Genomic DNA, 25,011 nt, shown 5'->3' on the forward strand with positions numbered 1-25,011 from the left:
TCCCCGGTGGCTGTGACCGACGACACGACCAAGACACCCGACGGGGCGCCCGCCCCCGCCGAGCCCACGGTGCCCACGGAGCCCGACGGTGCGGACGGCACCGACGCGACGGCCACGGCCGCTGCGCCCGTGGTCGACAGCGAGCCGCTCGCCCCGCCGGAGCCTCGCGGCGTCGCCGCGTGGGCCGGTCCGCTCGTCGTCGCACTGCTCGCCGCCGCGACGTACGTGACGTACTCGGTGCTGCAGTGGCGCCGGTTCGAGTCGCCGTCGTGGGACCTGGGCATCTTCACGCAGCTCGCCCGGCGGTACGCCCACCTCGAGGCGCCGATCGTCACGATCAAGGGCGACGGCTTCAACCTCCTGGGCGACCACTTCCACCCGCTGCTCACCGTGCTGGGCGTGCCGTACCGGCTGTTCCCGCACGCGCTCACGCTGCTCGTGGTCCAGGGCCTGCTGTTCGCGGCGTCCACGTACGTCGTCGGCCGGCACGCGGTGCGCCTGCTCGGCGCGTTGCAGGGCACGCTCGTCGGTGCCGCGTACGCGGTGAGCTTCGGGCTGGTCGGCGCGGTCGCCGCGCAGTTCCACGAGATCGCGTTCGCGGTCCCGCTGCTCGCCCTGTCGCTCGTCGCGCTGCTCCGCGAGCGATGGCTCGCCGCCGCCCTGTGGGCCGCTCCGCTCGTCTTCGTCAAGGAGGACCTCGGCCTGACGGTCGCGGCCCTGGGGTTGGTGCTGTGGTGGACGATGCGCGGCCGGGACACGCGGCGGCCCTCGCTGGGCCTGTGGCTCACCGGGTGGGGATTCGGGTGGACGGTGCTGTCGACCGCGGTGCTGATCCCCGCGCTCAACACGCAGGACCAGTGGGACTACGGCTCCCGGATCGACGTCGTCGGCATCGCCACCCACCCGTGGATGGCGATCACGCTCCTCGTCGACAACGGCAGCAAGATCATCACGCTGCTCCTGCTCGTCGCGATCACCGGGTTCATCGGCGTGCGGTCCCCGATCCTGCTCGTCGCGCTGCCGACGATCATGTGGCGCTTCTACGCCGACAACGGCTACTACTACGGCCACACGTGGCACTACAGCGCGGTGCTCATGCCCATCGCGTTCGCGGCGCTGCTCGACGGCGTGCTGCTGGCACGCCGCTCGCCCCGTCCATGGCTGCGCCGGTACTCGCTCGCCGCCGCCCCCGTGGCGGTCGCGGTCGCGGCGATGCTCGTCCCGCAGCTCGACGTCGCGCGGCTGGGACGGCCCGACGACCTGTGGGCGCAGTCCGACCGCGCGGTCGAGGCGCGGCAGGTGCTCGCGACCATCCCCGACGACGCCACGGTGGAGACCGACATCGGGCTCATGTCGTACCTGGTCGACCGCACGGACGTGTTCTACGTCGGGAACGCGAACAACCCCGTGCCCGACTACGTGCTGATCGACCAGTACGGCGGCGGGTGGAACCCGGCCCCGAACGACGCCGCGCAGTACGCCCAGGACCGCTTCGCCGGGACGACGTTCCGGATCGTGTACGACGCCGGCGGGTTCCAGCTCGCGCAGCGCACGAGCTGACCCCCGCGGGTTCAGCTCCGGGCGGTCGCGTGCTTGTCGTGCCGGGTGCCGGCGCGCTCGTCGGCCGGGTGCCCTGGGACGACGAGCGGGTCCGTCGCCTCGACCAGCGCGCGCACGAGCGGGTGCCACGGACGGCGCGCGGGACCCGTCAGCACCAGGTCCCGCGTCGCGCTGGGCGTCAGCGGGCGCATCACCACGCCGGGCGGGAGCAGCCCTCCCCCGAGGCTCGGCATGATCGAGACGCCGATCCCCTCGGCCACCATGCGCACCATCGTCGCGAGCTCGCGGACGCGCTGGTCGGCGCGGTACGGCAGGCCGGCGACGGCGTGCAGGCGGCGGACCTGCGCCTCGCACCCGCCTCCGGAGACGAGCAGGCCGTCCTCCTGCAGCTCGGCCAGGTCGATCGCGGGCTCGGCGACGAGCGGGTGGTCCGAGCGCACGACGGCGCGGAAGTCGTCCCGGCCCACCAGCACCCCGCCCGGGTGGCCGACGTCGGGGTCGACGAGCACGGCGGCGTCGACGATGCCGCCCTCGAGCCACTGGGGCATCTCGTCGTCGTCGCCCTCGAAGACCTGGACGTGCACGTCGGGCAGCCGCGCCGACCAGTGCTTCAGGAGTGCGGGCATGAGGCCCTGGCAGACGGTCGGGACCGCCGCGAGGCGGACGGTGCCGCGGTGGCGACCCGTCGCCGCGTCGGCGAGGTAGGCGTCGGCCGACGCGACGGCGGCGCGCGCGTGCGGCAGCAGGCGGGTCCCGAGCGGTGTCGCGGTGGCGGGCGTGCCACGCTCGATCAGCCGACCCCCGGCCTCCTTCTCGAGCGCGGCGACGGCGTGTGACACGGCCGACTGGCTCACGTCGAGCGCCGCTGCAGCGTCGGTGAAGGAGCCGAGGTCGACGACCGCGGCGAGCACCCGGAGCTGTGCGAGCGTCGGCATGAACGGAGTCTATGAGCACATGAACGACATTCGCTTGCCTCATGTGGGCGCGGTCCAGGATCGTCGTGCCGTGACCCCGTCCCCCACCACGGTCCCGCCCGCCGGTCCGACGACCGCGTCGGCTCCCACGCCCGGCCCCGCACCGGCCGCCGGGCGCATCGTCGTGAAGTACGTCGCGCTCGCCCTCATCTGGGGCTCGAGCTTCCTGCTCATCAAGGTCGCGCTCGAAGGCCTGGCCCCCACGCAGGTCGCGCTCGGCCGGATCGTGCTCGGCGGGCTCGCCCTGTTCGCCGTCGCGACCGTGACCCGCCGCCGCTGGCCGCGCGACCCCCGCGCCTGGGGCCACCTCGCGGTGACCGGGCTGCTGCTGTGCGTGCTGCCGTTCCTCGCCTTCGCGTGGGCCGGTCAGCACCTGGCCTCGGGGCTGTCGTCGATCCTCAACGCCACGACCCCGCTCATGACCGCCGCGGCCTCAGCCGCGCTCCTGCCCGCCGAGCGCCTCACCCGCCGTCAGGGGCTCGGCCTCGCGCTCGGCATCGTCGGGGTCGTCGTGATCGTCGGCCCGTGGACCTACCTGGGCGACCTGGCCGAGTCCGCTCCCCTGCCCGCGGTCCTCGCGTGCCTCGGCGCGACCGCCTGCTACGGCCTCGGCATGACCTATCTGCGTCGCTTCGTGACCCCGCTGCATCTGCCGGCCGAGACCGTCGCCGCCGGCCAGGTCGGGTCCGCCGCGGTCGTCATGCTGCTGCTCGCGCCGTTCGTCGCGCGCGAGCCCGTGACGCTGTCGACCTCCGTCGTGACGAGCCTCGTCCTGCTCGGCGTGCTGGGCACCGGCATCACGTACGTGTGGAACACGCAGGTCGTCGCCACGTGGGGTGCGCAGCGCGCCTCGACGGTCACGTACCTGACGCCGGTCGTGGGCGTCGCGCTCGGCATGGCCGTGCTCGGCGAGCACCTCGAGTGGTACGAGCCCGTGGGCGGGGCGCTCGTCGTCGTCGGTGTCGTCGTCGCCCAGGGCGCGCTGCGCCGGCCCGTGCGGCGGGCGTCACATCCGGTTGATTTGGACACCAGCCGCGGCTGACGTATGGTTGGCGAGCCGACGCGGGGTGGAGCAGCTCGGTAGCTCGCTGGGCTCATAACCCAGAGGTCGCAGGTTCAAATCCTGCCCCCGCTACAAAATGGAACAGCCGGAAACGCGCTGACCAGGGGAAACCCGTCCGACACCGGACGGGTTTCCTTCGTTTCTGGGCCTGTTTCCGCTCTCTCCCTGCGCGCACCCTTCCGCGGTGCCCTGCGCAGCGGTGACGTGCCCACACGGCGTGACCTGCGAGTTCTCCGTCATGTCGTCCGCTCTCCCTGGGCAACCCTCTGCATCGCCGCGCATCGGCGTGCCCGCTGTCGGGCAGCGTCGGTCAGCACAGTGCTGGCGCCGCCTGCGAGGGCATCGGAGACCAGCACGGTCCGGTCCGCCGGAGCCACCAGGGCCCGGCGGAACAGGAGAACGACGATGCCTGCCCAGGCACTCAGGAGCGATGACTTCCTGACGATCCGGGACGCCGCCGACGTGTGCGGCGTCAGCATGGACACCATCCGGCGCCGGTTCAAGGACGGCAGCCTGCCGCACAGCCGGGTCAACGAGGGCGATGCGACACGGACGATCCGCGTGCCTGTGGGCGACCTCGTGGCCGCACGGTTGCTGGACGCCGCGCCGGTCGAGGCGAGCGCCCCGCTCGAAGCGCTCGCGGCTCGGCGGTCCGCGAAGCTGGTCGCCGAGCTCGAGCTCACGATCGCAACGCTCAGAAGCGAGGTCGAGCGTCGTGACGACGTGATCAAGGAGCTGCGCCGGCGGGCAGACAGCCGCGACGAGACCACCTCCGAGCTGCGGGAGCAGCTGAGGTTCATGCGCGCGCTCGCCAACGCCGAGCAGCCCGTTGCCGGGCGGGCCGCCTGATGGGCCGTCCACTGAAGGGGCCCGTCGCCGACGGCCAGGTGTGGCGAGTCAGCCTGCCGGTGGAGCGAGGGGCGAAGAAGGTCGTGAAGTTCTCCGACCCGAGCGAGGACGTCGTGCGGGCGTGGTTCCGCGCCGGGAGCGCCGCACTCGAGCGTGGCCTGCCGCTGCCGGATCGGCAGGCCTATCGCGTCGCGCCGGTGACCGTGCCGAACGAGGCCATGACGTCCGAGCGGTGGCGCATGGACGGACCGTCGAGTGGCCACAGCTTGGAGAAGGTTGCCGAGGCGTGGGTGACGCACAAGTTCGCCACCCTCCGGCGCGGGCAGTACGCGCGACGACGGGACGTGGAGCGCGACCTCGCCAGGCACATCCTGCCCGGGCTCGCGGCGCTGGGTTGTCTGACGGTCGAGTCCGTGACTCACGAGGTCGCGGCGCGATTCGCGGCCGCGCTCGCCACGCCCACGTCGAGGCCGGCCCTCCGGCGGCCGATGCCGAAGTCGTGGGCGGGGCTCACCCACGTGACGTTCGAGCAGGCCAGCGAAGCCGGGTACAGCAAGTCGACGATCCGACGGATGCGCGAGAGAGGCGAACTCCCCGGGTATGTCTCGGGTCGACGAGTGTTGGTCCCCGTCGACGAGCTCCTCGCCGCGCGGAAGCACGCCGGCCCCGGCCGGCCGGCTGCCGGCGGCTTGGCGAAGGGGACGGCTGACGACATCCTGGGCACCTTGGAACGCGTCCTCGCGTTCGCTGCGGCGAGTGGCGTCGCACTGACGGGTACCCCGATGTACCAGATCACCGGGGTGCGGCCCGGCAAGCGGACGCCAGCTCCTCCCCGGTCGACCGAGGTCCATTCGGTCGACGACGTGCGGCTGGAGGCGGCACAACTGCACCCGATCCACCAGATCGCGCTGTTCCTGGCGCGATTCCTCGGCCTGCGGATCGCGGAGGTCTTCGGAATCCGGCTCGAGAACGTCTACGACCTGGGGCACACCGGTTGGGTCGACATCAAGGAGCAGGGCGGCCGGTCCTTCTTCGAGAGCGATGGTGAGAGCGCACGGAGCGTGCCGCACGCCGACTGGTCCAAGACCAGCACGTCGTATCGCATGCTGATGCTGCCGCGCCACGTGCTCAACCTCGTCCGGACCGTGATCGAGGTGTTCCACACCGACCCCGAGACCGGCATCGTCGACACGTCGGCGCGCCTGGTGCCGGGCCTGACACGTGAGAACGAAGGGGGCGTAGCGGCCTTCGCAGCCGCCCTCAAGGTCGCGTTCGACGAGGCCGGACTCAGCGGGTATGCCGAGGAGCGAATCTCGCCGCATGGCCTGCGCAAGAGCCTCGCCACGGAACTGGAGCTCGCTGAGCACGTCCGGAGGTGGCCGCGCCACCGTTGGACGGGACACGCGGCGGGGAGCACCGTGCACGAGCAGGCGTACCTGCGCGACCAGCACCTGGGATCGGACAAGGCTGTCCAGATGTGGGCGCCGCTCGTCGCGTCGATCGAGGAGACGATCACGGCGTCGTTCGGAGACTCCCTCATCGTGCCGACAGCGCGCGTGTTCAACTTCGCGAAGACACACCCGCTCAAGGCGCGTGAAGCCCAGATCCACGCCGCGCTCACCGAGCGGGGCTGGCTCCTGGAGCCGGAGGACGCCGACGGCGAGCCGTTGCTGACGACCGATCAGGCGGCGGAGCGCCTGGGGCACTCTGCCGTCGTCGTCCGTCGGCGAATGAGCGACGGCACCTACCCCGCGACCCTCGTCCCGCTCGGCCATCGACGGGTGTGGAAGATGAGGCTTGACGACGTCGAGCGCATCGCAGCGCACGAGGCGGCCAACCCTCCGCTCGTTGCTGTCGCGGACAGGCTCGGCGTCGACTACGCGCGTCTCCACGGCGTGCTGAGCCGAGCGGGCCTGATCCCGGCAGAGCGTGTCTCCGGGGGCGCGATCTACCTCGACGAGGGGACGGTCCGCTGGGTCGAGCAGTGGCACGCCCGGGACCGCGATGTCCGCGCGGCGTCGATGTTCAAGTCGGAGGCGGCACAGGCCCTGAACGTGCCGCTGCGGGCGGTGGAACGGCTGCTGCAGTCGGGGTCGCTGGCCGCCCACGAGGACGAGCCCAGCCGTGTCACGCGCGCGTCGGTGGAGGCGTACCGTCGCCGCCGGCCACGGATCTGACCGGCTACCCCGATGGACCACGAGCGTGCCGTGTGTGACCCTCGGCTCGGAACACGTCACAAGCCCGATGCGCTGCGGGAGGTCGACCCAGTCGTGCGCTCCACGCGGAGCTCCAGAAGGTCGGCTACACGATAGGCGGGTGGATGCTGCTCCCCGGCTCGTCGACCGCTTGCACGACTCGCCGAGGAGCGCGGGACTACCGGAAGGAGGTCGCGACGGGTTCGATCAGGAACAGGCAACCGTGGTCCGCTTCGTACGTGTCGATCTCGGCGACGATGTGCAGGTTGTCGCCGACTCCGACGGCGTCTGTCGCGCTGTCGTTGGTCCAGTGCAGGTCGTAGGTGGTGTTCACGTCTCGGAACTGGAAGGCCGGGCCCGGCTGGGACGTCTCGTTGAATTCGCCGGCCGCGATGAGGATGTCGTAGCGGGTGTCGTACCCGTCGTGGTTGTTCATCGCGACGACGCTGCCGTCGAACTCGATGGTCTGGCCGTGGTGCTCAGTGGCGAACTGCGCGATCGACACGCTGCAGTAGTCGGTGTCGGTGAGGATGGCGGCGAAGTCCGGGTCGGTCGCCGCGGTGATCACGGCCGGCGCGGTGTGGGTCGGCTCCGCCTCGGGCTCGGTGGGGTCGTCCTCTGCCGAAGCTGGCTCCTCGTCGCCGTCCTCGCCGCACGTGCGATCGACGTTGAGGTGCGGGGTACCCGACAGGGGCTCCCCGGGCCCCGGGTTCTGCTCGCACACGGTCCAGTTGGACTCGTCGACGACTCCGAACAGCCCTCCGCCGTCGACGTCGACGTCCTTGGTGAATCCCGCGGACTCGATCGCTGCCAGCGCGGCGTCGAGCTGCAGACCGGTGACGTCGGGCATCGGCGCGCTGTCCTCGGCGGCTCCACACCCGGCGAGGCCGAGCATCAAGACGCAGGTCGCCGCCACTCGGCTCGCTCGCACTGTCGCACCTCTTCGACTCGCCGTTGCTTCCAGTCCCTTTCCTTTCGGTCGCTGTGAACCGATGATTGAGCACTCCGGGTGATCTCAGCGATGCAGCTCGAGGGAAGGACACGTCGCACGCCCCTGTCGGGCGGTTCAGCGGCCGGAGCGGGGTGGGACGGCGATGGGGAGTTCGTGGGTGCCGACCGGCGCTCGGGCGCCGTCGTCTGGGTTGGTGCGTGCGGTGCGTTGGCCTTGGCGGGGGCCGACCCAGTCGCGCAGGTAGTCAGGCGGGTAGACGGTGTTCGAGCCGGGTGGGCGACGGCACTGCGAGCAGATCCAGCCCTCGGGGAGTTCGGGGACGGTGAGCAGGTGGGGCAGGGTGCGGCGTTGGCAGTGCGGGCACATCGGCAACCGCACGCGCCGGGTCTCGGGTGCCATGGGCCGGCGTGTGGGCCAGGAGGCGGTGCGTTCGAGCGGGGGCACGGCGCCGAGGCACTCGCGGGGGTACTTGCCGGGGGTGTCGTTGAGCATCGCGTACAAGGCGACGTCGGTCAGGTGGAGCTTGGCGCGCAGCTCGTCGACGCGTACGCCGTTGTCGCCGGAGCTGTTGCGGGCGATCCAGGCGAGGGTCTCGCGCTTGGTGTTGAGGTTGCCGCGAGCCCAGGTGTCGCTGGGCCAGGACCAAGCGGGGTCGCAGTAGGTGGAGATGATCTCGGCGGCCCACGGATCGTCGTCCCGGGCCGAGGGTGTCTCGCCGTTGGTGGTGGCGCTGAGGTTGGCCAGGACGATGCGGGAGACGGCGGGGATCGGGCAGTCGAGCAGGACACCGCGGGCGGCGTCGGAGCCGAGCAGCCCGGTCAGGGCGGCCATCTGGTGGCGGCGCTCGTTGCGCGCAGTCCGCCCGAGCGTCTCGCGCAGCCGGTCGGTGTCGTCGGCGCCGGCGAGCAGGCGGTCGAGCAGGAGCGCGCGGGTCTCGGGCGTGGCCGCCCTGAGGCGGCCGCGGCTCCCGGCGGAGTTGTGGACGATGCCGTGCACTGGTCCGACGGTGATGTGGCCGCGGTTGGTGCGCACGAGCGCTTCGAGCGTGACGCGGGCGAGGGGGTCGCCGGGGGTGGCGTCGATGATGAGGGTGGAGATCACGGTGCGCACGGCGACGGCCACGGCGACGGGCGCCTGGGCGGTGATGCGGTCGAGGAGCTCGGCCGCGGCGAGGATCTGGGTGGTGTCGGCGGTCAGGCCTGGGGTGTCGAGGCGATCGTCGGCGTCGGGGCCGGCGGCTTGTTGGCGCAGGCTGCGGGCGCGTGAGGCCAGGGCGCGGGCGTCGGCTTGGTAGTCGACGGAGTCGGCGGCGTTCTCGGGCGCGGCGGCGAGCCGGCGGGCGGTGGCCGCCTGGGCCTCGAGGGCGTCGGCGCGGGCGTGCAGGTCAGCCCGGTGCTGGTCGCCGATGACGGGGCCGGGGCAGGTGGTGGCGACGGGGGTGCCGCCGACGACGGCGCGCAGCATGCGCGCGACCTCGCGGTGCAGCTCGTCGGCCTTGACGCGTGCGAGCAGCTCGCCCTCGTAGGTGCCGAAGCCCCGCACGACCGGGCCTCGGCCGCTGGTGTCGATCGGCCGGGCGCGCAGGATGTAATCGCGGTCGTCGGCCAGCAGCCGCCACTCCCGCCCGTCGGCGAGGCGGTGCCCGAGCCGCAGCAGCGGCTTGACGTCGCTGGACGGGGTCCCGGAGGACTTCGGACGCGGGGTCAGGCGTTTGGCGATGGCGGTGCGGATGAGCTCTTCGTCGTGCCAGCCACCCTCGGGAACGGGAAAGCGCAGGGTGAACCGGAACTCGCCGAGGTCGTCGATGTGCTCGCGGTGCACGCGCTGGCCGGCCATCTCGCGCAGGCCCGCGATGGTGTTGCGGTGGTGGTAGACGTAGGTCCCGTCGAGGTAGGTGGGCAGGTGCTGCCACAGGCGCCGCACGGCGCTCGGCACGTCGTGCACCTCGTTGACGAGCTTGGGGTGGGTGGTGCGGCCCGTGGGCTTGCGGGTCCGCACGCCCAGGCCCGCGAGGATGTCAGCGGCCTCGTGCTCGCTCATCCCGGACGCGGCGGTCTCGATGATCGCGCGGACCTGCGCGCGGGCATCCTCGTCGACGGCCAGCACGCGGCGCTTCCCGTCGCCGCAGTACTCCTGCTTCACGCCGGGGATCGGGTGGTCGCCGCCGCGCGGGAAGCGTCCGTTCTTCAGCTCGTACAGGGTGCCGATCTGCAGCCGGTACAAGGTCGCCTGCCAGTCGGAGTGCGCGCCCTGGGCCAGGACGTCCCACAGCATCTGGCCGCCGGAGTCGGCCACGACCATCCCCTGGTGGTTCTCGGCGCAGTGCACGCGGGTCCCGACGGCGATCAGCGCGGCGCGCAGCGGCGAGGACAGGTCCTTGTTGCGTACGAGCCGGCTGAACGGGCCGGTGTGCAGCGCGGCGGGCCGGTGCTCGCGGACCAGGCGCGAGAGGGTCGCGACCCACGCGTTGCTGCCCTTGCCCGCCATCGCCTCCTTGCCCGCGGAGATCAGCCCGTAGACGACCATCACGTTGCCGACCTGCACCGACCACGCGGCCGGCCGCCGGCCCCGGGTGTCGGCGTACAGGGGCTGCGCGCGCAGGTGCCGGCGCAGATCGTCGCCCTCGGCGCCCGAGCGCATCACGTTCGCGCCGTGCTCGACCAGTACCTCCAGGCCGGGGAACGCGGGCACGAGGGGCTCGAGGACCTGGGCGACCATCCCGTCGAGCATCGCGTAGTCGTACTGGTCGCTCTCCCGGATCGCGACGAGCGCGTCGAGCCCGAACTGCGCGCCCACCGGCGCGGCGACCTCGACGGGCAGAGCGGGCTCCACGGTGCGGCGCCCGGCGAGGCGCGGCGTCGAGGCGATAGCGGTGCGGAGGTCGAGCGAGGTGCCGGTCATCGGTGGCGCTTCCTGTCTAGGGGAGGTGGTGGGCCGTGTTGGCGGCGTGGCCGTCAGCGGGGCTGAACCGTGACGACGTGTCACCACCCGGTTCAGGAGGCGGGGCCTGGCGCGGCCGCGAAGTCCGCTTCGAGCGGGTCGGCGCAGTCGGGGCACAGGGCGAAGCGGGCGGGCGTCAACGGCACTGTGGTGTGGCGGACGAGCACGATCAGCTCGTCGAGCGAGGCGCCCGTCATCGGACGTGCGTCGGCCCGGACGGCCAGATGCGCGGGAAGGTGCGTCGTGGCGGATGTCATGACGGGAACAGTTCGGCCGGGCGGCCCGCACGCACGCCAGCACTTTCGGCGCCCCGCATGCGCCGCCCTGGACGGCGTATCTTCTCCACTTGTTCGCATGCCTGATGCGCCGCCCACTTGGTTCGAAACAGTGCGCATATGCGCAGGTCAGGTGGCGAAATGAGTTGCCGACGCAGCGCGGGCGGCCCGCCAGCCGCCGAGGGCATACGCGGGCAACGACGCGAGGTCGCACATGCGACGCGCGCACGGCGCACATGCAGCGGCGCGCCGCAGCACGCACGCCGTGCGGGACGGCCGCGCGAGCGCACTGTCGCCATCGCTCCGGGACGCGTCAGTTCCCGGCACGACTGGCCCTCGTGGAAACTCCCGTCAGATGGGATACGTCAGCCTGCCCACCCACCGGCCGCGAGGGGGTGGGCCGGGACGACGCCGAACGGTCGGGGCGGCCCCAGGGAGTCGTGTCGCGTCGTCACCGTGAGCACCGGCGAAGGCGACCCGGCTTACGGATCTCGGCCCGGCGGCTGCGACCAGCACCGCGCGCAGCGCGGCTACGGCCCGGACCACGGCGCGAGGCGAGACGGCCACGGCGGGCGACCCACTATGGATCAGGAAGTAAGAGGCGGCCCGCGGCCACGCACGCACCGCCGCGACGCTCTGGGCTTCTCTTCGTCGTCGCACCGCCGGCCGACGACGAGCAGCGCGCGTCGACGGCGACGCAGCCGCCGCCCCCGGAGATCGGGAGCGGCGGCCGTGGTCAGTCGTCGAAGCAGGGACATTGGGACCAGCCAGGAAGCTGGCCCCACCTGTCGCCCGGGTGCGGCACCCAGTCGCGCTCGTAGGCCTCCCACGCGGGCAGGAGGTGCTCGACGACCGCGCGCGGGAACCGCGTCACGAGGTCGTGCTCGACTCGTGCGAGCCTGCGTTCGGCGGCCTCGAACTCCCCGGTACGGCCGTGGCTCGCCGCGGACAGCACGTCCTCGAGCACCAGCCGCCGTTCGACGATCAGCCGGCGCCGGTCCCGGAGCCCGGCCAGCTCACCCGGCCGGGTGCGGTCGAGCACGTGCCCGACGCGGTCCCACGGCCACCAGGGCGCCATGTCGCCCGCCTCAGGACGCTGCCGGGAACGAGCTCCGGCATCGCGCGCACGACTCGGGCGCCGATCCGGGCGCGTGCTCGCGCGCGGCGTCGTCCTGCGCCCACCCGGCGATCCGGCGCCCGTACAGCCGCGCGTCGCAGGTCCGGATCGCGGACTCGACGTCCTGCAATGCGGCCAGGAGCTCGCTCGCGTCATCGTCGTGCGACTCCGCCGAGCTGACCTGCGCCGCGAGCTGCTCACGGCGTGCCAACAGGATGTCCGTGGTGCGGCGTCGCACGTCCCGCAGAGCGAGCGTCGGGCGCTCGGACGCAGGGGCGAGATGGAGGGTCATGCCTTCTCCTTGGGTTCATGCGGCCCGCTTGTGCGGACCTCGGCCGGGAGGCCGTGCATGAACCCGTGGGCGCCGAACCCGCGCCCACCATCAGGGACACCCCGATCGGCGTATCGCAGTGAGCAACGGGATGACTTCGGACGCAGGACGCGACGCTGCGCGACCAGGGTGGAACGACACCACGGTCGCGAGAGCCGTCAACGATCGTCACGCCGACGATCGAGCACACTCAGGGTTCGGCGTGGATCCTCACGCGATCACTAGATCTCCGTGAGCCGCGCGGAAGGATTCGGGTGACCACTCTCGGGCGCCACCACGTCGTATCCGAGGGCTTGCAGCGCTTCGGCGGCAGCAGCCGGGTGATCACGGACGGCGGACTTCACCTGCGTCGTCCGCCACCTGTGACGCGCCGCCTTCACGGTGGCGCGCCAGTCGGGAAGAGCGTCGACGCCGAGTTGCTCGACCAGCATCTTGAGCACGTCTTCGAGCGCCGGACGAAACCTGTCGCCGCCGACCGGGAAGTGTAGATGGTCAGATCGTGGCACGAGACCGCCGTCGATCCGGTCGTTGCGGCGCCGGGACGTCCGGCTGCCGTCACCGCCGAGTGACGCGAGCGCGGCGAAGTCGCTCTGGTCGCCGACCTGCAGGTGCGCTCGTGGCATCGCGCTCGTGTGGGCGGCGTCGTACTCGTATCGGAAGAGGGGCTGGCCAGCCGCCGGCCCGAAGTACACCTTGATCGCCGACGTCTCGATCCGGATGTGAAGTCCGGTGCGATCGAGCTCTCCCTTGAACCGGGCCGTGAGCGTGACTTCCGAACCCGAGCTCAGCGGTAGACAGATGCCAGTCTCAGGGCTCTGTCGGACGACGAACTGTCGCCGTCCACTCCCCTCGAGGATGGTGGCTTCGAAGGGGGTGACGCCGTCGATCACTCCGGCGACGGTCCGGGTGATCTCGGTAGCGAAGTCGATGGCTTGCTCGTCGAGTGAACGAGAAGCCGGGCGGTTCACTCGACGTGCTCGCCGAGGAGGAAGTCCAGGTCGTCGAGTTCGGCGAGTGCAGCCTCTTCGGCCGCATCGAGTTCGTACCGTGCGCTGCGATCGCGAAGACTCTCAAGCGACGTGCCGAGGTGCCGGAGGATCGCGTCACGCCGAGCGACGGCATCATCGACCGTCAACTTGTGGAGAACCCCCATGGGTGCCATGACGCCCCTTCCGCGCGGTGAGTGCACAGCCTGACATCTACGTCCGACATGCGTCGCTCGGAGTCTGCCAGTCCATCATCTCTCGCCGTGGGAGATCGGCTCGTCGAGTGTCGATCGTTGCGGCTTCGCCCCGTGTCGCTCACGCGCGTGACTCTTGGTGATCACGGCGCGGTGTCGTCGTGCAGCACGACGCGGGACAGCTCGATGTAGTCGCCGCGGCGCCAGTAGTGCAGCCGACGTGCGGAGGGCGTGTTGCGTTGCAGCGCGACGCGGTAGCACACGGCGCCGTCCTCGCGGGTGACCGCGGGTGAGCCGCCGCCCTCGGTCTGGCGCAGCTCGTGGTGCTCGCGTGCGGACAGCCGGGCCGGGTCGGCGACGGCGACGTCGGCCACGACCTCGGCAAGCTTGCGCCAGGACACCGCGCCCAGGTTCGCGAGGGAGTCGGCGAACGCCTCGCCAGCGACCCAGGGGCGAAGCGGCCACCGGTCCTTCTCCCCGGCGGGGATACGGCGCGCCCAGGCCTGTGTGACGCTCAGGCGCAGCGCGTCGACGGGGTCGGTGAACCAGGCGAGCGGGTCGTCCTCGATGGTGTCGCGCGCGGCGAGGGCCTTCGCCTCGGACTCGAGCTTCTGGCGGCGACGGTCGGCCTGCCGGTACTTGTCACGGTAGGCACGCTCGTTGCGCTCGGCGGCATCCAGGTCGTGTTCGAGCTGTTCGGCGTGCTGCCGTAGGCCGGACAGCTCCAAAGCGGCGCCGGAGGCCGAGTCGAGCCGTCGCTTCAGGTCAGAGATCTGGGCGCGGGCGGCGGCCAGTTCCGGAGCGAGGTCAGGTGTCGATGCGGGGCCACGAGCGGGAGTCGAGACCGCGAGGTCCGCGTCGGGTGTGATGCCTGCGGCACGCTTGGACAGAACGTCGAACGGTGTAGGGCCCCGCCGTGCGGGAGCAGGCTCGACGGGCGCAGGGCGATCGGGCGGCGTGGCGGCCCAGACTGCCGGATGAGGTTGATCCACGGCGGGGCTGGTCAGGTCGGGTGCTGTGACCTGGTCGGACAGGACGACCTCGGGCGGTTCGGGAGGGGCCAGCCACGGCGGGCCGGCGGCGAGGATCGACGGAGCAGGTAGCGTCGGCTCGTCGTCGTCGACGTCCAACAGTGACAGCCGCGGCGGCGCGACGCCGGTGAGTCGGGCAACCACCACGTCCCCGATGGTGAACAGCGCGCCGAGGCTGTCGAGGTCGTTGCCCGTCACGTCCGCTGCTGGTGCGACGACGTCGAGGCCGGGTGTGAGTCGCAGCGTGAGCGACGACGTGGCCACCTCCCCGACCTCGGCGAGCACGGCCGACCCGGGAACGTACGTGTCGGGCAGCGTTGGGTGATTCGGTGGTTCGTCGGTGACTTCGAGGTCGAGCCGCCGGGTCTCGGGATCGACGCGCCCGCGTAGCCGTTGACCTTGCGTGACCAGGCGACTCAGCGGCACCTCGAAGCCGGTGAGTTCTTCCCACAGCGAGGCCATCGCGCCGTCGTCGAGCCGGATCAGCGCCCGGCTGCCGACAACGCCGACGACCGTTCCCGTGACCAGCGGACGTGAGGATGTGGCCATCTGCGGCTGGTACAGGCCTGCAGCTACGGCGGCGGCCATCGCGTCGCCCACGAGCTGGTCGGTCACGCGCTCGCACTCACGCTCGGAGTACGCGAACCGCAGCGGAGCGGCGCGGGGCGCGGTGACCCAGCCGTGGTCGATCGGGTAGACACGCGCCGCGCCGCCGTAGACCTGCGTCTGCGGCGGCATCTGCGAGGAGAACGCCCACGACACGTCGGACGTCGGCATGACGACGACCTCGGCAAGCCCCCGCAGGTCTTCCACCAGGGCCCGGACGTCGGCGTACGGCTCGGGCGCGCCGTTCGCGATCGTCACCACCACCACCGGCCAACGCCGGCCGGGCGTCAAGAGGCGATGGGCGAGGTTGCGCGCCGCGTCCTCCGAGGTGATGTCGAACCGGCCGACAGGCACCGTGATCGCGGCCTCGTCGTCGACGACGGCTGTCGTCACGAACTTCGTTTCACGGCTTCGCTTACGCCTGACCACGGTCCCTCCGACATCGACGCGCCAACTCGACACAGCATCCGTCAAGCCTCCGACACTGACGAATCCTGGTCATCCGGGTCGCTGCAGGGTCGATCCGGATACTCGCTTGCCGCGTCCGCGTGGTTCTCGCCCCCAATCGGTGCAGGTTCGGCTCGACACGCCCGCTCGTACGCGACTCGTCGACGTTCCGCTCGGACCGCTCGCTACGATCGGGAAGGCGCAGCGGCGAGTTGAGCTCCGTGGCGTGCGGGTCGGGTAGTTCAGGAATGCGAGGACCGGTGACGACCGAGGACGACGCGATCGTTCGGCTGCGTGCGCACCTGAATGGCGCCAGCGCAGTCTCGTCCCTCTCGGAGTCGTTTTCGATCTTCGCGTTCGAGGCGTTCGAGGACGTGCTCGCCGACGCGGACACGAGGCTCCTGCTCTGGCGCGGGGCTCTCGAGGCGCCTCTGAACGGCCTCGATGCAGAGCACCTGCTGCGGTCTAGGCTCGATCAGCACCATGCTGCTCGGCGGTGTCTGGCGTGGGCCGAGCAGCACCTCGAGGTGCGCGAGCTCAAGCGGCGGACGCGCGAGACGTGGATTCACGTCGATGGGCCGGCACCGTACGCGATCACGGGTGCAGGGTTTGACGCGGAGAGCATGGGCGTCGTGGCGGCCGAGGGCGTCCATCTCCTGCAAGAGCAGGCAGGTGACGACGCCGTCGCACCGATCGTCAAGCAGATGGCGCAGCTTTGGGGTGATCGCTCCGTCGGTGTCCCCGCCACGGAGGCCTTCGTTGACCGGCTGCGAGAACTAGTCCGTGACAACGACCCCGAGTCCGTGTACCTGCGGATCATCGTCGCGCTCTTCGAGGATTTCCTCTCCGACTCGGCCGACGAAACCCGGCGCCGTGGACTCACCGGCTTCTACGACACGCAGGTGTGGAAGAAGCTCTACAAGTTCCAGCGGGACGGCGTTCTCGGTGCGATTCAGAAGCTCGAACGCCACAACGGCTGCATCATCGCCGACAGCGTCGGATTGGGTAAGACGTTCGAGGCCCTCGCGGTCATCAAGTACTACGAGTTGCGCAACGACCGTGTCCTCGTCCTCGCCCCCAAGCGTCTGCGCGAGAACTGGACCATCTACCGCAGCAACGACCTGCGCAATCCGCTGGCCGACGACCGGTTCAACTACGACGTCCTGAACCACACCGACCTCAGCCGCGACATCGGGTTCTCCGGGGACATCGACCTCTCCCACATCAACTGGGGTAACTACGACCTTGTTGTGATCGACGAGTCGCACAACTTCCGCAACAACCCCCAGCTGCGGCGGGACACGAAGACGCGCTATCAGAAGCTGATGGAGGACGTCTTCAGGGCCGGGGTGAAGACGAAGGTCCTGATGCTCTCCGCCACGCCGGTGAACACCCGGTTGGCTGACCTGAAGAACCAGGTCCTGTTCGCCACCGAGGGCAATGACGACGCGCTGGCGGCCGACGGCATCAGGAGCATCGAGTCGACTCTGCGGCAGGCGCAGACCCGGTTCCGCACCTGGCAGGACACTCCCGAGGCTCAGCGCTCCGCACAGTCGCTCGTGAGCCACCTCGGCCTGGACTACATCCGGCTCCTCGACCTGGTCACGATCGCCCGCTCGCGCAAGCACATCGAGAAGTACTACGGGACGTCGGATGTCGGGAACTTCCCCGATCGCCGCCAACCGGTGAACATCAAGTCGGCCATCGACTCGCGTGGCCAGCTCATGCCCCTGGCGGAGATCAACCGCAAGATCCTGACGCTCAACCTTGCGTCGTACAAGCCAATGTCCTACGTCCTGCCAGGCCATCGCGACAGGTACGCTCAGCTCTACGACCACAAGATCGCGGGTTCGGGCGATCGCATCTTCCGCCAGGAGCACCGCGACAACAACGTCGTCCACCTCTTGCGCGTGAACCTGCTCAAGAGGCTTGAGTCCTCGGTGAACTCCATGGCGCTCACCGTCGGCAAGATGCTCCACACGGTCCAGACGACGATCGACAAGCTGGACGACTACGAGGCCGACACGTCGCGTTCCATCTCGCTCGCGGAGATCGAGGGGCGCGACTGGGACGACCTCAACTTCGACGATCCGATGTTCGAGGACGCCGTCGTGGGTTCGAACGTCAAGGTGCTCCTACCTGACATCGACCGCCCGCGTTGGCGCCAGGAGCTCGAGGAAGACCGGGACGCGCTTCGCGAGCTGCTCGACGAGATGACGGTGGTCACTCCGGCGCGCGACCTGAAGCTCGCCAGGCTCAAGGAGTACCTGCGCGAGAAGATCGAGAACCCGCACAACGCGGGCAACCGCAAGGCCCTCGTCTTCACCGCCTTCTCCGACACGGCGGAGTACCTGTACGAGCACGTCGCACCGTGGGCGCAGCAAGAGTTCGGCGTCCAGGTCGCGCTCGTCACCGGTTCGACGACCAAGAGCACCCTGCGGATGCGCCGCACCGACATGCTCGGCGTGCTGACCGCGTTCTCCCCGCTGTCGAAGTCGGGCGACCCGACCGCCGAGCAGATCGACCTCGTCATCGCCACCGACGCGATCTCCGAGGGCCAGAACCTGCAGGACTGCGACACGGTTGTCAACTACGACATCCACTGGAACCCGGTGCGCATCGTCCAGCGGTTCGGCCGCGTCGACCGCCTCGGCACCCAGAACACGAGCGTCCAGCTCGTGAACTTCTGGCCGGACCTCGACCTCGAGTCCTACATCAACCTAGAGAAGCGCGTCTCGGGCCGCATGGCGCTTCTCGATGTGTCCGCCACCGGCGAGGAGAACCTCCTCACCGACGCGGAGCAGAGGGCTATGAACGACCTCGAGTACCGCAGGAAGCAGCTCGAGCAGATGCAGAACACCGCCCCGACGATGGAGGATCTCGCGGGTGGGCTCAGCATCACCGACCTCACGCTGTCCGACTTCCGGATGGACGCTGCTGCCCGAGAGGCAGAGGCGCTCGACGAGCTGGCTCGGTGGCCGCACGCGCTCCACGGCGTCGCGCGGTTCGACGCCTCGCTCGATGCCGAAGGGCTCGGTCCGGGCGCAGTGTTCTTGCTTCGCGTCCGCAATGGCGAGATCCCCCTCCCGCCGGCCTACCCGCTTGCCCCGTTCCTCCTGCTGTACGTCACGGACGACGGGACGGTCGCCCACGCGGTCGACGAACCCAAGCTTGCGCTCGATGTCCTGCGACGGCACGGCATGGACGCACCCACAGTGGACGTCGCCGCGGTCACGGCGTTCGCGAAGCGCACTCGAGACGGCGCCCGGATGGACCACTACCGAGGACTCCTCGACGCCGCCATCACCGCGGCTGCCGGCAAGGGCATCGAGAACCGAGTGGCATCGCTCTTCACAGCCGGCCCGTCCCTGCTCGGCGGAGGAGCGTCCTCCGGTCGAGAGTCCGTCGACCTCGTTGCATGGATGGCGCTCGTCCCGTGAAGCCTGATCCCGCCCGAGTGCTCCGCCTTCCGGAGCGAGCTCGCGTCCGAGAACGGCTCACCAAGAAGCTTCTGCTCGACTCGGCAGCGGAGACTTCTGGCGATCGAAAGCTCATCGGCAGCGTCGTCGCCGGGGCGACTGTGGAGGCGGTGCTCACACCGGCGACGCTCGGCATCGCCGAGCACCGCGAACCAGGGCGACGTGTCCACGACATCGCGGTCATCTCCGTCGCACTCGCGGTCCAGCTCAACAAGAATGACCAAGCGCGAATCCTGGACCTACTCCATCGCTCGATGCCGCGGCCCGTCGTGGTCCTGCTCCAAGCGCCCGACAACGAGACGACGGTCTCCGTCGCGTTGTCACGGGTCAGTCAGACCGACGACTCGCGCTCGGTCGTGGAGGCCGCCATCACGGCCGAAGTCTCGTCCTTGCCGCACGGCTCCCTGAGCCTCGTTGAACTCAACCGCACCGATCTCTGGGCGTACTACTGCGACCTTGCGAGGGCAGTGGTGACCGCAGGCACGGGCGGGAACGCCGACCTGGACGCCGAGCGGTTGATCACCGAACGGCACCGACTCGATGGACTTGAAGCCGAACTAGCCACCGCAACTCGCCGGACACTGAGGGAGAAGTCGCTTCAGAAGCGCATCGACTTGAACATGCATGCGAAGGCGCTGCGAGCCGAGATCGAGGATGTCAGGGGCCTCATCTACGCTCGGCACCAGCCACACCGCACCGACGCACAACCGAGAGCAGGATCGTGACAGAGCCGTTCGAACCCATCGAAGCCGCAACCGGGCCCGGTGAGGCGCAGTCCAACGCGCAGACCCTTGCGCGCATCCTGGGAGAGGCCTTCCCGGAGGTGGTCACCGAGGGCGGCATCGACTTCGACGCGCTGCGTGAGGCCGTCGGCGAAGAAGCGTCGTCGCCGGTTGCGGAGCGATTCGGACTCTCATGGCCCGGCAAGTCGGCGTCACGCCGCCTCGCTCTGCTACCGCCGACGGGGACCCTTCTGCCGCGTCCAGACAAGTCGGTGGACTGGGATTCCACGAAGAACATCTTCATCGAAGGTGACAATCTCGAGACGCTTCGGCTGCTCCGGCGCGCCTACGCAGGCAAGGTCGACGTCATCTACATCGACCCGCCGTACAACACCGGCAGCGATCTCGTGTATCACGACTCCCGGGTAACGCCCAAGGACGAGTTCGAGGCCCAGGTCGGCGAACGCGACAGTAAGGGCAAACTAGTCAAGAACACGGACGCTTCCGGTCGCCGCCACTCGGCGTGGCTGGACATGATGCATCCCCGTCTCTGGGCGGCAAGGGACCTCCTCAAGCAGACGGGTGTCGTCATCGCCGCGATCGACGACAACGAGCACGCGAATCTCCGACTCCTCCTCGACCAGGTCTTTGGTTCCGAGAACTTCCTCGCCAACGTCGTGTGGCAGGGATCGGGCAAGAACGACGCTCGCTTCACCTCGGGCGGCCTCGACTACATGCTCATCTACGCCGCAAACAAGGGCGTCCTGGTTGCGAACGACGTCCGCTTTAAGGAGCCAAAGCGGGGCTACGACCTGGTGGTTGCCGCCGCGCAGAAGGCTTGGGAAAAGTCCGGCCATAAGGCCGACGTTGCGACAGCGCTCTTTCGGGAGTGGTGGAAGTCCAAGCCCGACACTGAGAAGGGACTCACTAACTACAACGAAATCGACGACCAAGGACGAGCTTTCCGTCGGAGCGACCTCGGAAGCCCGAACCCGCGGGAGAATCTCAAATACGATCTCCTTCATCCCGTGACGGGAAAGCCAGTCGCGATGCACCCCAACGGTTGGCGATACGCCCGCGAAACGATGGATGCCTACCTCGCCGAGGACCGTATCGCATTCGGACAGGACCACACTTTTACAGCCGCGTTCAAGCGGCTGCTTGAGGACCAGGACCTCCAGGCGATCCGCCCCAGTTTCGAGCAGGACCGCGCGGCGCAGTCGCGGCGCCTCGAAGCCCTCATGGGAGAGAACGTCTTTGATTTCCCCAAGGACGTGGGCGTCCTCGCGACCTGGATCGATGCAGTGACTCAATCCAATGCAGAAGCAGTTGTCCTCGACTTCTTCGCCGGCTCGGGCTCGACCGGGCATGCCGTGATGGACCTGAACGCGGCCGACGGAGGCCGCAGGCAGTACATCCTCGTGCAGCTCGACGAGGCCATCGAGCACCCCAAGTACAGTTCGATCGCTGACATCGCGCGTGAGCGTCTGTGCCGCGCTGGAAATGCAATCTCGACCGAACGGGGTCTGGACTCGGGTTCGCTCGATCTGGGTTTCCGGTCCTACTGCCTCGCCGAGTCGAACGTCCGCAAGTGGGACGGCGCCATCGGCGAGCAGTCGCTCGAAGATGCGGTGGCTATGGCGGTCGACAATCTTCTGCCCGGCCGCACGACCGACGACCTGATGGTCGAGATGATGCTGCGACTCGGCGTCGAACTGACGATCCCTGTCGAGAGCCGCGAGGTAGCTAACTCTCCGCTGTACAGCCTCGGTGGCGGCACGATGTTCGCCTACTTCGGGACCGGCATCACCGTCGATGAGTCGAAGCAGATCGCTCAAGCGATCCGCGGGTGGCGCGATGAGGAAGGGCCAGTCACCGCGGCGGCCGTCATCGTTCGCGACACCGGGTTCGCGGACTCCGGTGCGAAGCTAAATCTCGCAGCGGCGCTCAACCAGGCTGGCATCACGAATCTGCGGAGCATCTGATGGCGGCCGAAGCATCGTCGAGCTCGTGGAAGTTCGAGTCGGACCTGGCATTTCAACGCCAGGCTATCGATGCGGTCACCGGCCTGTTCAAGGGCCAGGAGTCGATGGTTTCGAACTTCACCGTCCTGGCCAACGCTGGTGTCCAGGCGGGCTTTGATGAGCTCTCGGACCTTGGTGTCGGTAACCGACTTCGCCTGGACGACGACTCCGTCCTGGGGAACCTGCACCGCGTCCAGGGCGCGACCGGGTTGGTGCCAGAGGACTCGCTGCAGTCGATGAACTTCACGGTCGAGATGGAAACCGGGACCGGCAAGACGTACGTCTACCTGAGGACCATCTACGAACTCAACGAGAAGTATGGATTCACCAAGTTTGTCATTGTCGTGCCGTCGGTCGCGATCAAGGAGGGCGTCGAGACCTCAATCTCGCAACTTCGCGAGCATCTGGGCTCGCTCTACGGGAACCCGGCCATGGAGTATTTTCAGTACGACTCCGGAAACCTGTCGCGAGTGCGGGCGTTCGCGGTCGCGGATTCGATCCAGATCATGATCGTGACGGTCGCGGCGATCAATAAGACAACAAACAACATCTACAAGAACGCCGAGGCACTCGGCGGCGAAGCCGCGATCGACCTCATCCGCGCGACCCGGCCGATCATCGTCGTCGACGAACCGCAGTCGGTCTACGGGGACGCAGGCTTCGGGAATCGGAAGGGCGCCGGCCGCAAAGCCCTGGAGGAGTTCAACGCTATGGCCACGGTCCGGTACTCCGCAACGCACCCGAAGGCTGACAAGGCGAATCTTGTCTTCAGGCTTGACGCCATCGCCGCCTACGACCAGCAGCTCGTCAAGCAGATCGAGGTCGACTCGCTGGAGACCGAAGCCTCCGGAACCTCGGCCTACGTCAAGCTGATCGCGACGTCCCGATCCAGCGGTAACTTCAGAGCCAAGATCGAGGTCGACCCGGACTCGGGAACGAAGCGTAAGACGATCACCGTCGGGGTCGGCGACAACCTGGCTGACGAGACGGGCCTCGAGCGCTACCGGCACCTGGACGTCGAGAACATCGGCGCGGGCGACGACCAGTGGATTGTGCTATCCACGCTGGCAAGCCGGCTCAGTGCGGGCGAGACGCTGGGCGACGACCTGACTGCCGAGGAGCGCGCTCGGCAGATGATCGCCCGCACGATCCGCCAGCATCTCGCCAAGGAGGTCGAGTTCGCTGAGCGGGCGAAGGCTGGAGCGCCCAAGATCAAGGTGCTCAGCTTGTTTTTCGTCGACGCGGTCTCCAAGTACCGCGTCTACGAGGACGGTCAGGAGCGGCTCGGTGAGTACGCCCGGATTTTCGAGGAGGAGTACGCGAAGATCGCGGCCGAGTCGAAGTACGCCATCCTCCGTACCGTGAAGAGCACCCAGGAGGTCGCGGCCGAGGCGCACCAGGGCTATTTCTCGATCGATCGCAGCAAGAAGGGCGGCGACGTCTTCGTCGAGACGGCGGAGACCACCGACAAGGGGCGGCAGCAGGCCTCCCTGGCCTACGAGCAGATCATGAAACAGAAGGAGTGGCTCACCACCCCCGGAACGCCGATCCGGTTCGTCTTCAGTCACTCGGCTCTCCAGGAGGGCTGGGACAATCCGAACGTGTTCCAGATCTGCATGCTGCGGAACATGGGAACCGAGCGCTGGCGCCGCCAGTCCATCGGCCGCGGTCTGCGCCTTGCCATGGAGATGCACCCCGACGGTCACCTCGAACGCGTACACGGCCAGACGATCAACCGACTCACGGTGATCGCCAACGAGGACTACGCGTCGTTCGCCAACGGTCTACAGAAGGAGCTCGCCGAGGATCTCGGCATGGTCTTCGGTCTCATCGCGGTCGACACTCTCGCAGCCCTCACGTTCAAGCAGAGCGACGCCGCCGGCGCGTCCGTCGTCCCACTGGGGGCAGACACCGCCAAGGCGCTCGTCCAGACGCTTCGCGACGCCGGACACGTCGACGCCAAGGGCAAGGTGCAGGACTCACTGCGAGAGTTGGTCCGCAGCGAGCCTGAGACACTTCTCCAGACCATCGCTGCGGCGGTGCCCGAGCCCGCCGTGAAGATGGTCTTCGACGCGATCCGCCGCGTCGCGCGTCCCATCGACATCAAGAAGGCACGCGAGCGCCGCGACGTCCCGCTCGTCAAGGAGCGCCTCGAGAGCCCCGAGTTCCGTGCGCTGTGGGACCGCATCAAGCACCGGACGGTCTACTCGGTCGACGTCAACGAGCAGACGCTTCGCGAGAAGCTGACCGACGCCATCGTCAGTATGCCCACCGTCCCGCGGCGCAAGGCGTCCTGGGTGAGCACGAGGGTCAAGCTCGACCAGATGGGCGTCGGCGAGGGCTCGGCATCGCAGTCCCGAGCGAAGGTCGAGTACGCCGATGCGGACGACCTGCCCGACATCCTTTCCGTGCTCGCCGACAGGACGCAGCTCACGCGCGCCACGCTGGCCCACGTCCTGACCACCTCGGGAAAGCTTGTTCAGTTCAAGCACAACCCGCAGAAGTTCATCGACGAGGTGACCGCCGCGCTCGCGACGGCCAAGGAGGAGCTGCTCGTCGACGGCGTGAAGTACGAGCCGATCCCCGCCAGCCGTCCTGACGACGAGCGTTGGTACTCCCAGGAGATCTTCACCGACGACGACCTCGCCGGATACGTCGGTGTCGACGGGAACATCATCGTCGACGAGCACGGGGAGCCGAAGAAGTTCGCCAAGTCGGTCTTCGAGTCACTCGTGACGGACTCCACTGTCGAGCGTGCCTTCGCGAACCAGCTCGAGAAGGAGAGCGAGGTCAAGCTCTTCGTCAAGCTGCCGTCGAGGTTCCAGATCCCGACACCGCTCGGCGGCTACAACCCCGACTGGGCGGCAGTGATCCAACGAGACGGCCAGGAGAGCCTCTACTTCGTCGTCGAGACCAAGGGCACAACCGAGAAGAGCGCACTGAGGGCATCCGAGCGCCACAAGATCGACTCGGCCAGCAGGCACTTCGAAGCCGTCAGGGTAGCCAACTCTTACGCGGACCTCGCGTACCCGACGCACCCGGTGGTTTCGGTCGCGGACCTCGGCGCGTATGCCGACGTTGCCCCGGAGTTGATGGGCCACCACCGCCATGAGCAGGTCTCGTAGTGGCGTCGCATGCTCGGGCAGGTACCTGGACGCGATCGAGCGGATCGCCACACAGGCACCTCGGCCCTGTGAGGCTACGGTTGCTCGCCCGCAAGCCTGTGAACGGAGCAGTCAGTTCGCGGTACCGGGTCGGTACAGTCA

Annotated in this window: 17 protein-coding genes and 1 tRNA gene; 10 read left to right on the top strand and 8 right to left on the bottom strand. The window is 69.1% G+C overall.

All coding sequences use genetic code 11. The features are described 5' to 3' along the window. A partial coding sequence (locus CWIS_RS04385; RefSeq protein WP_369796482.1) for a DUF2079 domain-containing protein occupies positions 1 to 1,560 on the top strand: 1,560 nt, incomplete at its 5' end. A gap of 11 nt (positions 1,561 to 1,571) precedes the next feature. Here the strand turns inward: CWIS_RS04385 and CWIS_RS04390 are convergent. Next, the gene (locus CWIS_RS04390; protein ID WP_082156210.1) at positions 1,572 to 2,495 is read right to left on the bottom strand and encodes a LysR family transcriptional regulator; all 924 of its coding nucleotides are present in this window, start codon (positions 2,493 to 2,495) and stop codon (positions 1,572 to 1,574) included. Positions 2,496 to 2,565: 70 nt separating this feature from the next. On the opposite strand from CWIS_RS04390, the gene CWIS_RS04395 reads away from it, so the two are divergent. From CWIS_RS04395 to CWIS_RS04415, 4 genes are all read left to right on the top strand, one after another. Further along, positions 2,566 to 3,576, top strand: a complete 1,011-nt coding sequence (locus CWIS_RS04395; protein WP_231583655.1) for a DMT family transporter — start codon at positions 2,566 to 2,568, stop codon at positions 3,574 to 3,576. A gap of 19 nt (positions 3,577 to 3,595) precedes the next feature. After that, positions 3,596 to 3,669, top strand: a tRNA-Met gene (locus tag CWIS_RS04400). Positions 3,670 to 3,915: 246 nt separating this feature from the next. Continuing rightward, positions 3,916 to 4,446: a hypothetical protein gene (locus CWIS_RS04410; RefSeq protein ID WP_156186542.1), complete on the top strand. Its 531-nt coding sequence runs from the start codon at positions 3,916 to 3,918 to the stop codon at positions 4,444 to 4,446. 83 nt (positions 4,447 to 4,529) lie between these two features. Continuing rightward, entirely contained in the window at positions 4,530 to 6,623 is a 2,094-nt protein-coding gene (locus CWIS_RS04415; protein ID WP_197080755.1) for a tyrosine-type recombinase/integrase, read from the top strand. A gap of 196 nt (positions 6,624 to 6,819) precedes the next feature. Here the strand turns inward: CWIS_RS04415 and CWIS_RS17445 are convergent, their stop codons facing one another. The 6 genes from CWIS_RS17445 to CWIS_RS04440 form a co-directional block, all read right to left on the bottom strand. Beyond that, positions 6,820 to 7,491: a DUF4839 domain-containing protein gene (locus CWIS_RS17445; protein WP_197080756.1), complete on the bottom strand. Its 672-nt coding sequence runs from the start codon at positions 7,489 to 7,491 to the stop codon at positions 6,820 to 6,822. Between the two features lie 216 nt (positions 7,492 to 7,707). After that, entirely contained in the window at positions 7,708 to 10,494 is a 2,787-nt protein-coding gene (locus CWIS_RS04425) for a hypothetical protein (RefSeq protein WP_048342038.1), read from the bottom strand. Positions 10,495 to 10,586: 92 nt separating this feature from the next. Further along, positions 10,587 to 10,790, bottom strand: a complete 204-nt coding sequence (locus CWIS_RS18255) for a hypothetical protein (protein ID WP_156186543.1) — start codon at positions 10,788 to 10,790, stop codon at positions 10,587 to 10,589. A gap of 754 nt (positions 10,791 to 11,544) precedes the next feature. Next, positions 11,545 to 11,886 carry a hypothetical protein gene (locus tag CWIS_RS04430; protein ID WP_048342039.1) on the bottom strand — a complete coding sequence of 114 codons (342 nt, stop codon included), beginning with the start codon at positions 11,884 to 11,886 and terminating at the stop codon, positions 11,545 to 11,547. A 10-nt stretch (positions 11,887 to 11,896) separates the two neighbouring features. Continuing rightward, the gene (locus CWIS_RS04435) at positions 11,897 to 12,217 is read right to left on the bottom strand and encodes a hypothetical protein (RefSeq protein WP_048342040.1); all 321 of its coding nucleotides are present in this window, start codon (positions 12,215 to 12,217) and stop codon (positions 11,897 to 11,899) included. 260 nt (positions 12,218 to 12,477) lie between these two features. Continuing rightward, entirely contained in the window at positions 12,478 to 13,146 is a 669-nt protein-coding gene (locus CWIS_RS04440; protein ID WP_156186544.1) for a hypothetical protein, read from the bottom strand. Between the two features lie 53 nt (positions 13,147 to 13,199). Between CWIS_RS04440 and CWIS_RS18260 the strand changes: the two genes are divergently transcribed. After that, complete coding sequence (locus CWIS_RS18260) at positions 13,200 to 13,439, top strand: hypothetical protein (protein ID WP_156186545.1); 240 nt, start codon at positions 13,200 to 13,202, stop codon at positions 13,437 to 13,439. A gap of 140 nt (positions 13,440 to 13,579) precedes the next feature. On the opposite strand, the gene CWIS_RS04450 is transcribed toward CWIS_RS18260, so the two are convergent. Continuing rightward, positions 13,580 to 15,466: a hypothetical protein gene (locus CWIS_RS04450; protein WP_048342042.1), complete on the bottom strand. Its 1,887-nt coding sequence runs from the start codon at positions 15,464 to 15,466 to the stop codon at positions 13,580 to 13,582. A 314-nt stretch (positions 15,467 to 15,780) separates the two neighbouring features. On the opposite strand from CWIS_RS04450, the gene CWIS_RS04455 reads away from it, so the two are divergent. Genes CWIS_RS04455 through CWIS_RS04470 form a run of 4 tightly spaced genes read left to right on the top strand, consistent with a single transcriptional unit; the run spans position 15,781 to position 24,870 of the window. Then, positions 15,781 to 18,960 (top strand): helicase-related protein, encoded by a 3,180-nt coding sequence (locus CWIS_RS04455; protein WP_197080757.1) that lies wholly within the window; start codon positions 15,781 to 15,783, stop codon positions 18,958 to 18,960. After that, positions 18,957 to 19,724 carry a DUF4391 domain-containing protein gene (locus CWIS_RS04460; RefSeq protein ID WP_197080758.1) on the top strand — a complete coding sequence of 256 codons (768 nt, stop codon included), beginning with the start codon at positions 18,957 to 18,959 and terminating at the stop codon, positions 19,722 to 19,724. Before CWIS_RS04455 ends, CWIS_RS04460 begins: the two co-directional genes overlap by 4 nt. Next, positions 19,721 to 21,706, top strand: a complete 1,986-nt coding sequence (locus CWIS_RS04465) for a site-specific DNA-methyltransferase (protein WP_053071546.1) — start codon at positions 19,721 to 19,723, stop codon at positions 21,704 to 21,706. Before CWIS_RS04460 ends, CWIS_RS04465 begins: the two co-directional genes overlap by 4 nt. After that, complete coding sequence (locus CWIS_RS04470) at positions 21,706 to 24,870, top strand: DEAD/DEAH box helicase family protein (RefSeq protein ID WP_053071547.1); 3,165 nt, start codon at positions 21,706 to 21,708, stop codon at positions 24,868 to 24,870. Before CWIS_RS04465 ends, CWIS_RS04470 begins: the two co-directional genes overlap by 1 nt. The last annotated feature ends 141 nt before the right edge of the window (positions 24,871 to 25,011 follow it).

It is taken from the genome of Cellulomonas sp. A375-1, from assembly GCF_001040865.1.
Lineage (GTDB): Bacteria > Actinomycetota > Actinomycetes > Actinomycetales > Cellulomonadaceae > Cellulomonas > Cellulomonas gelida.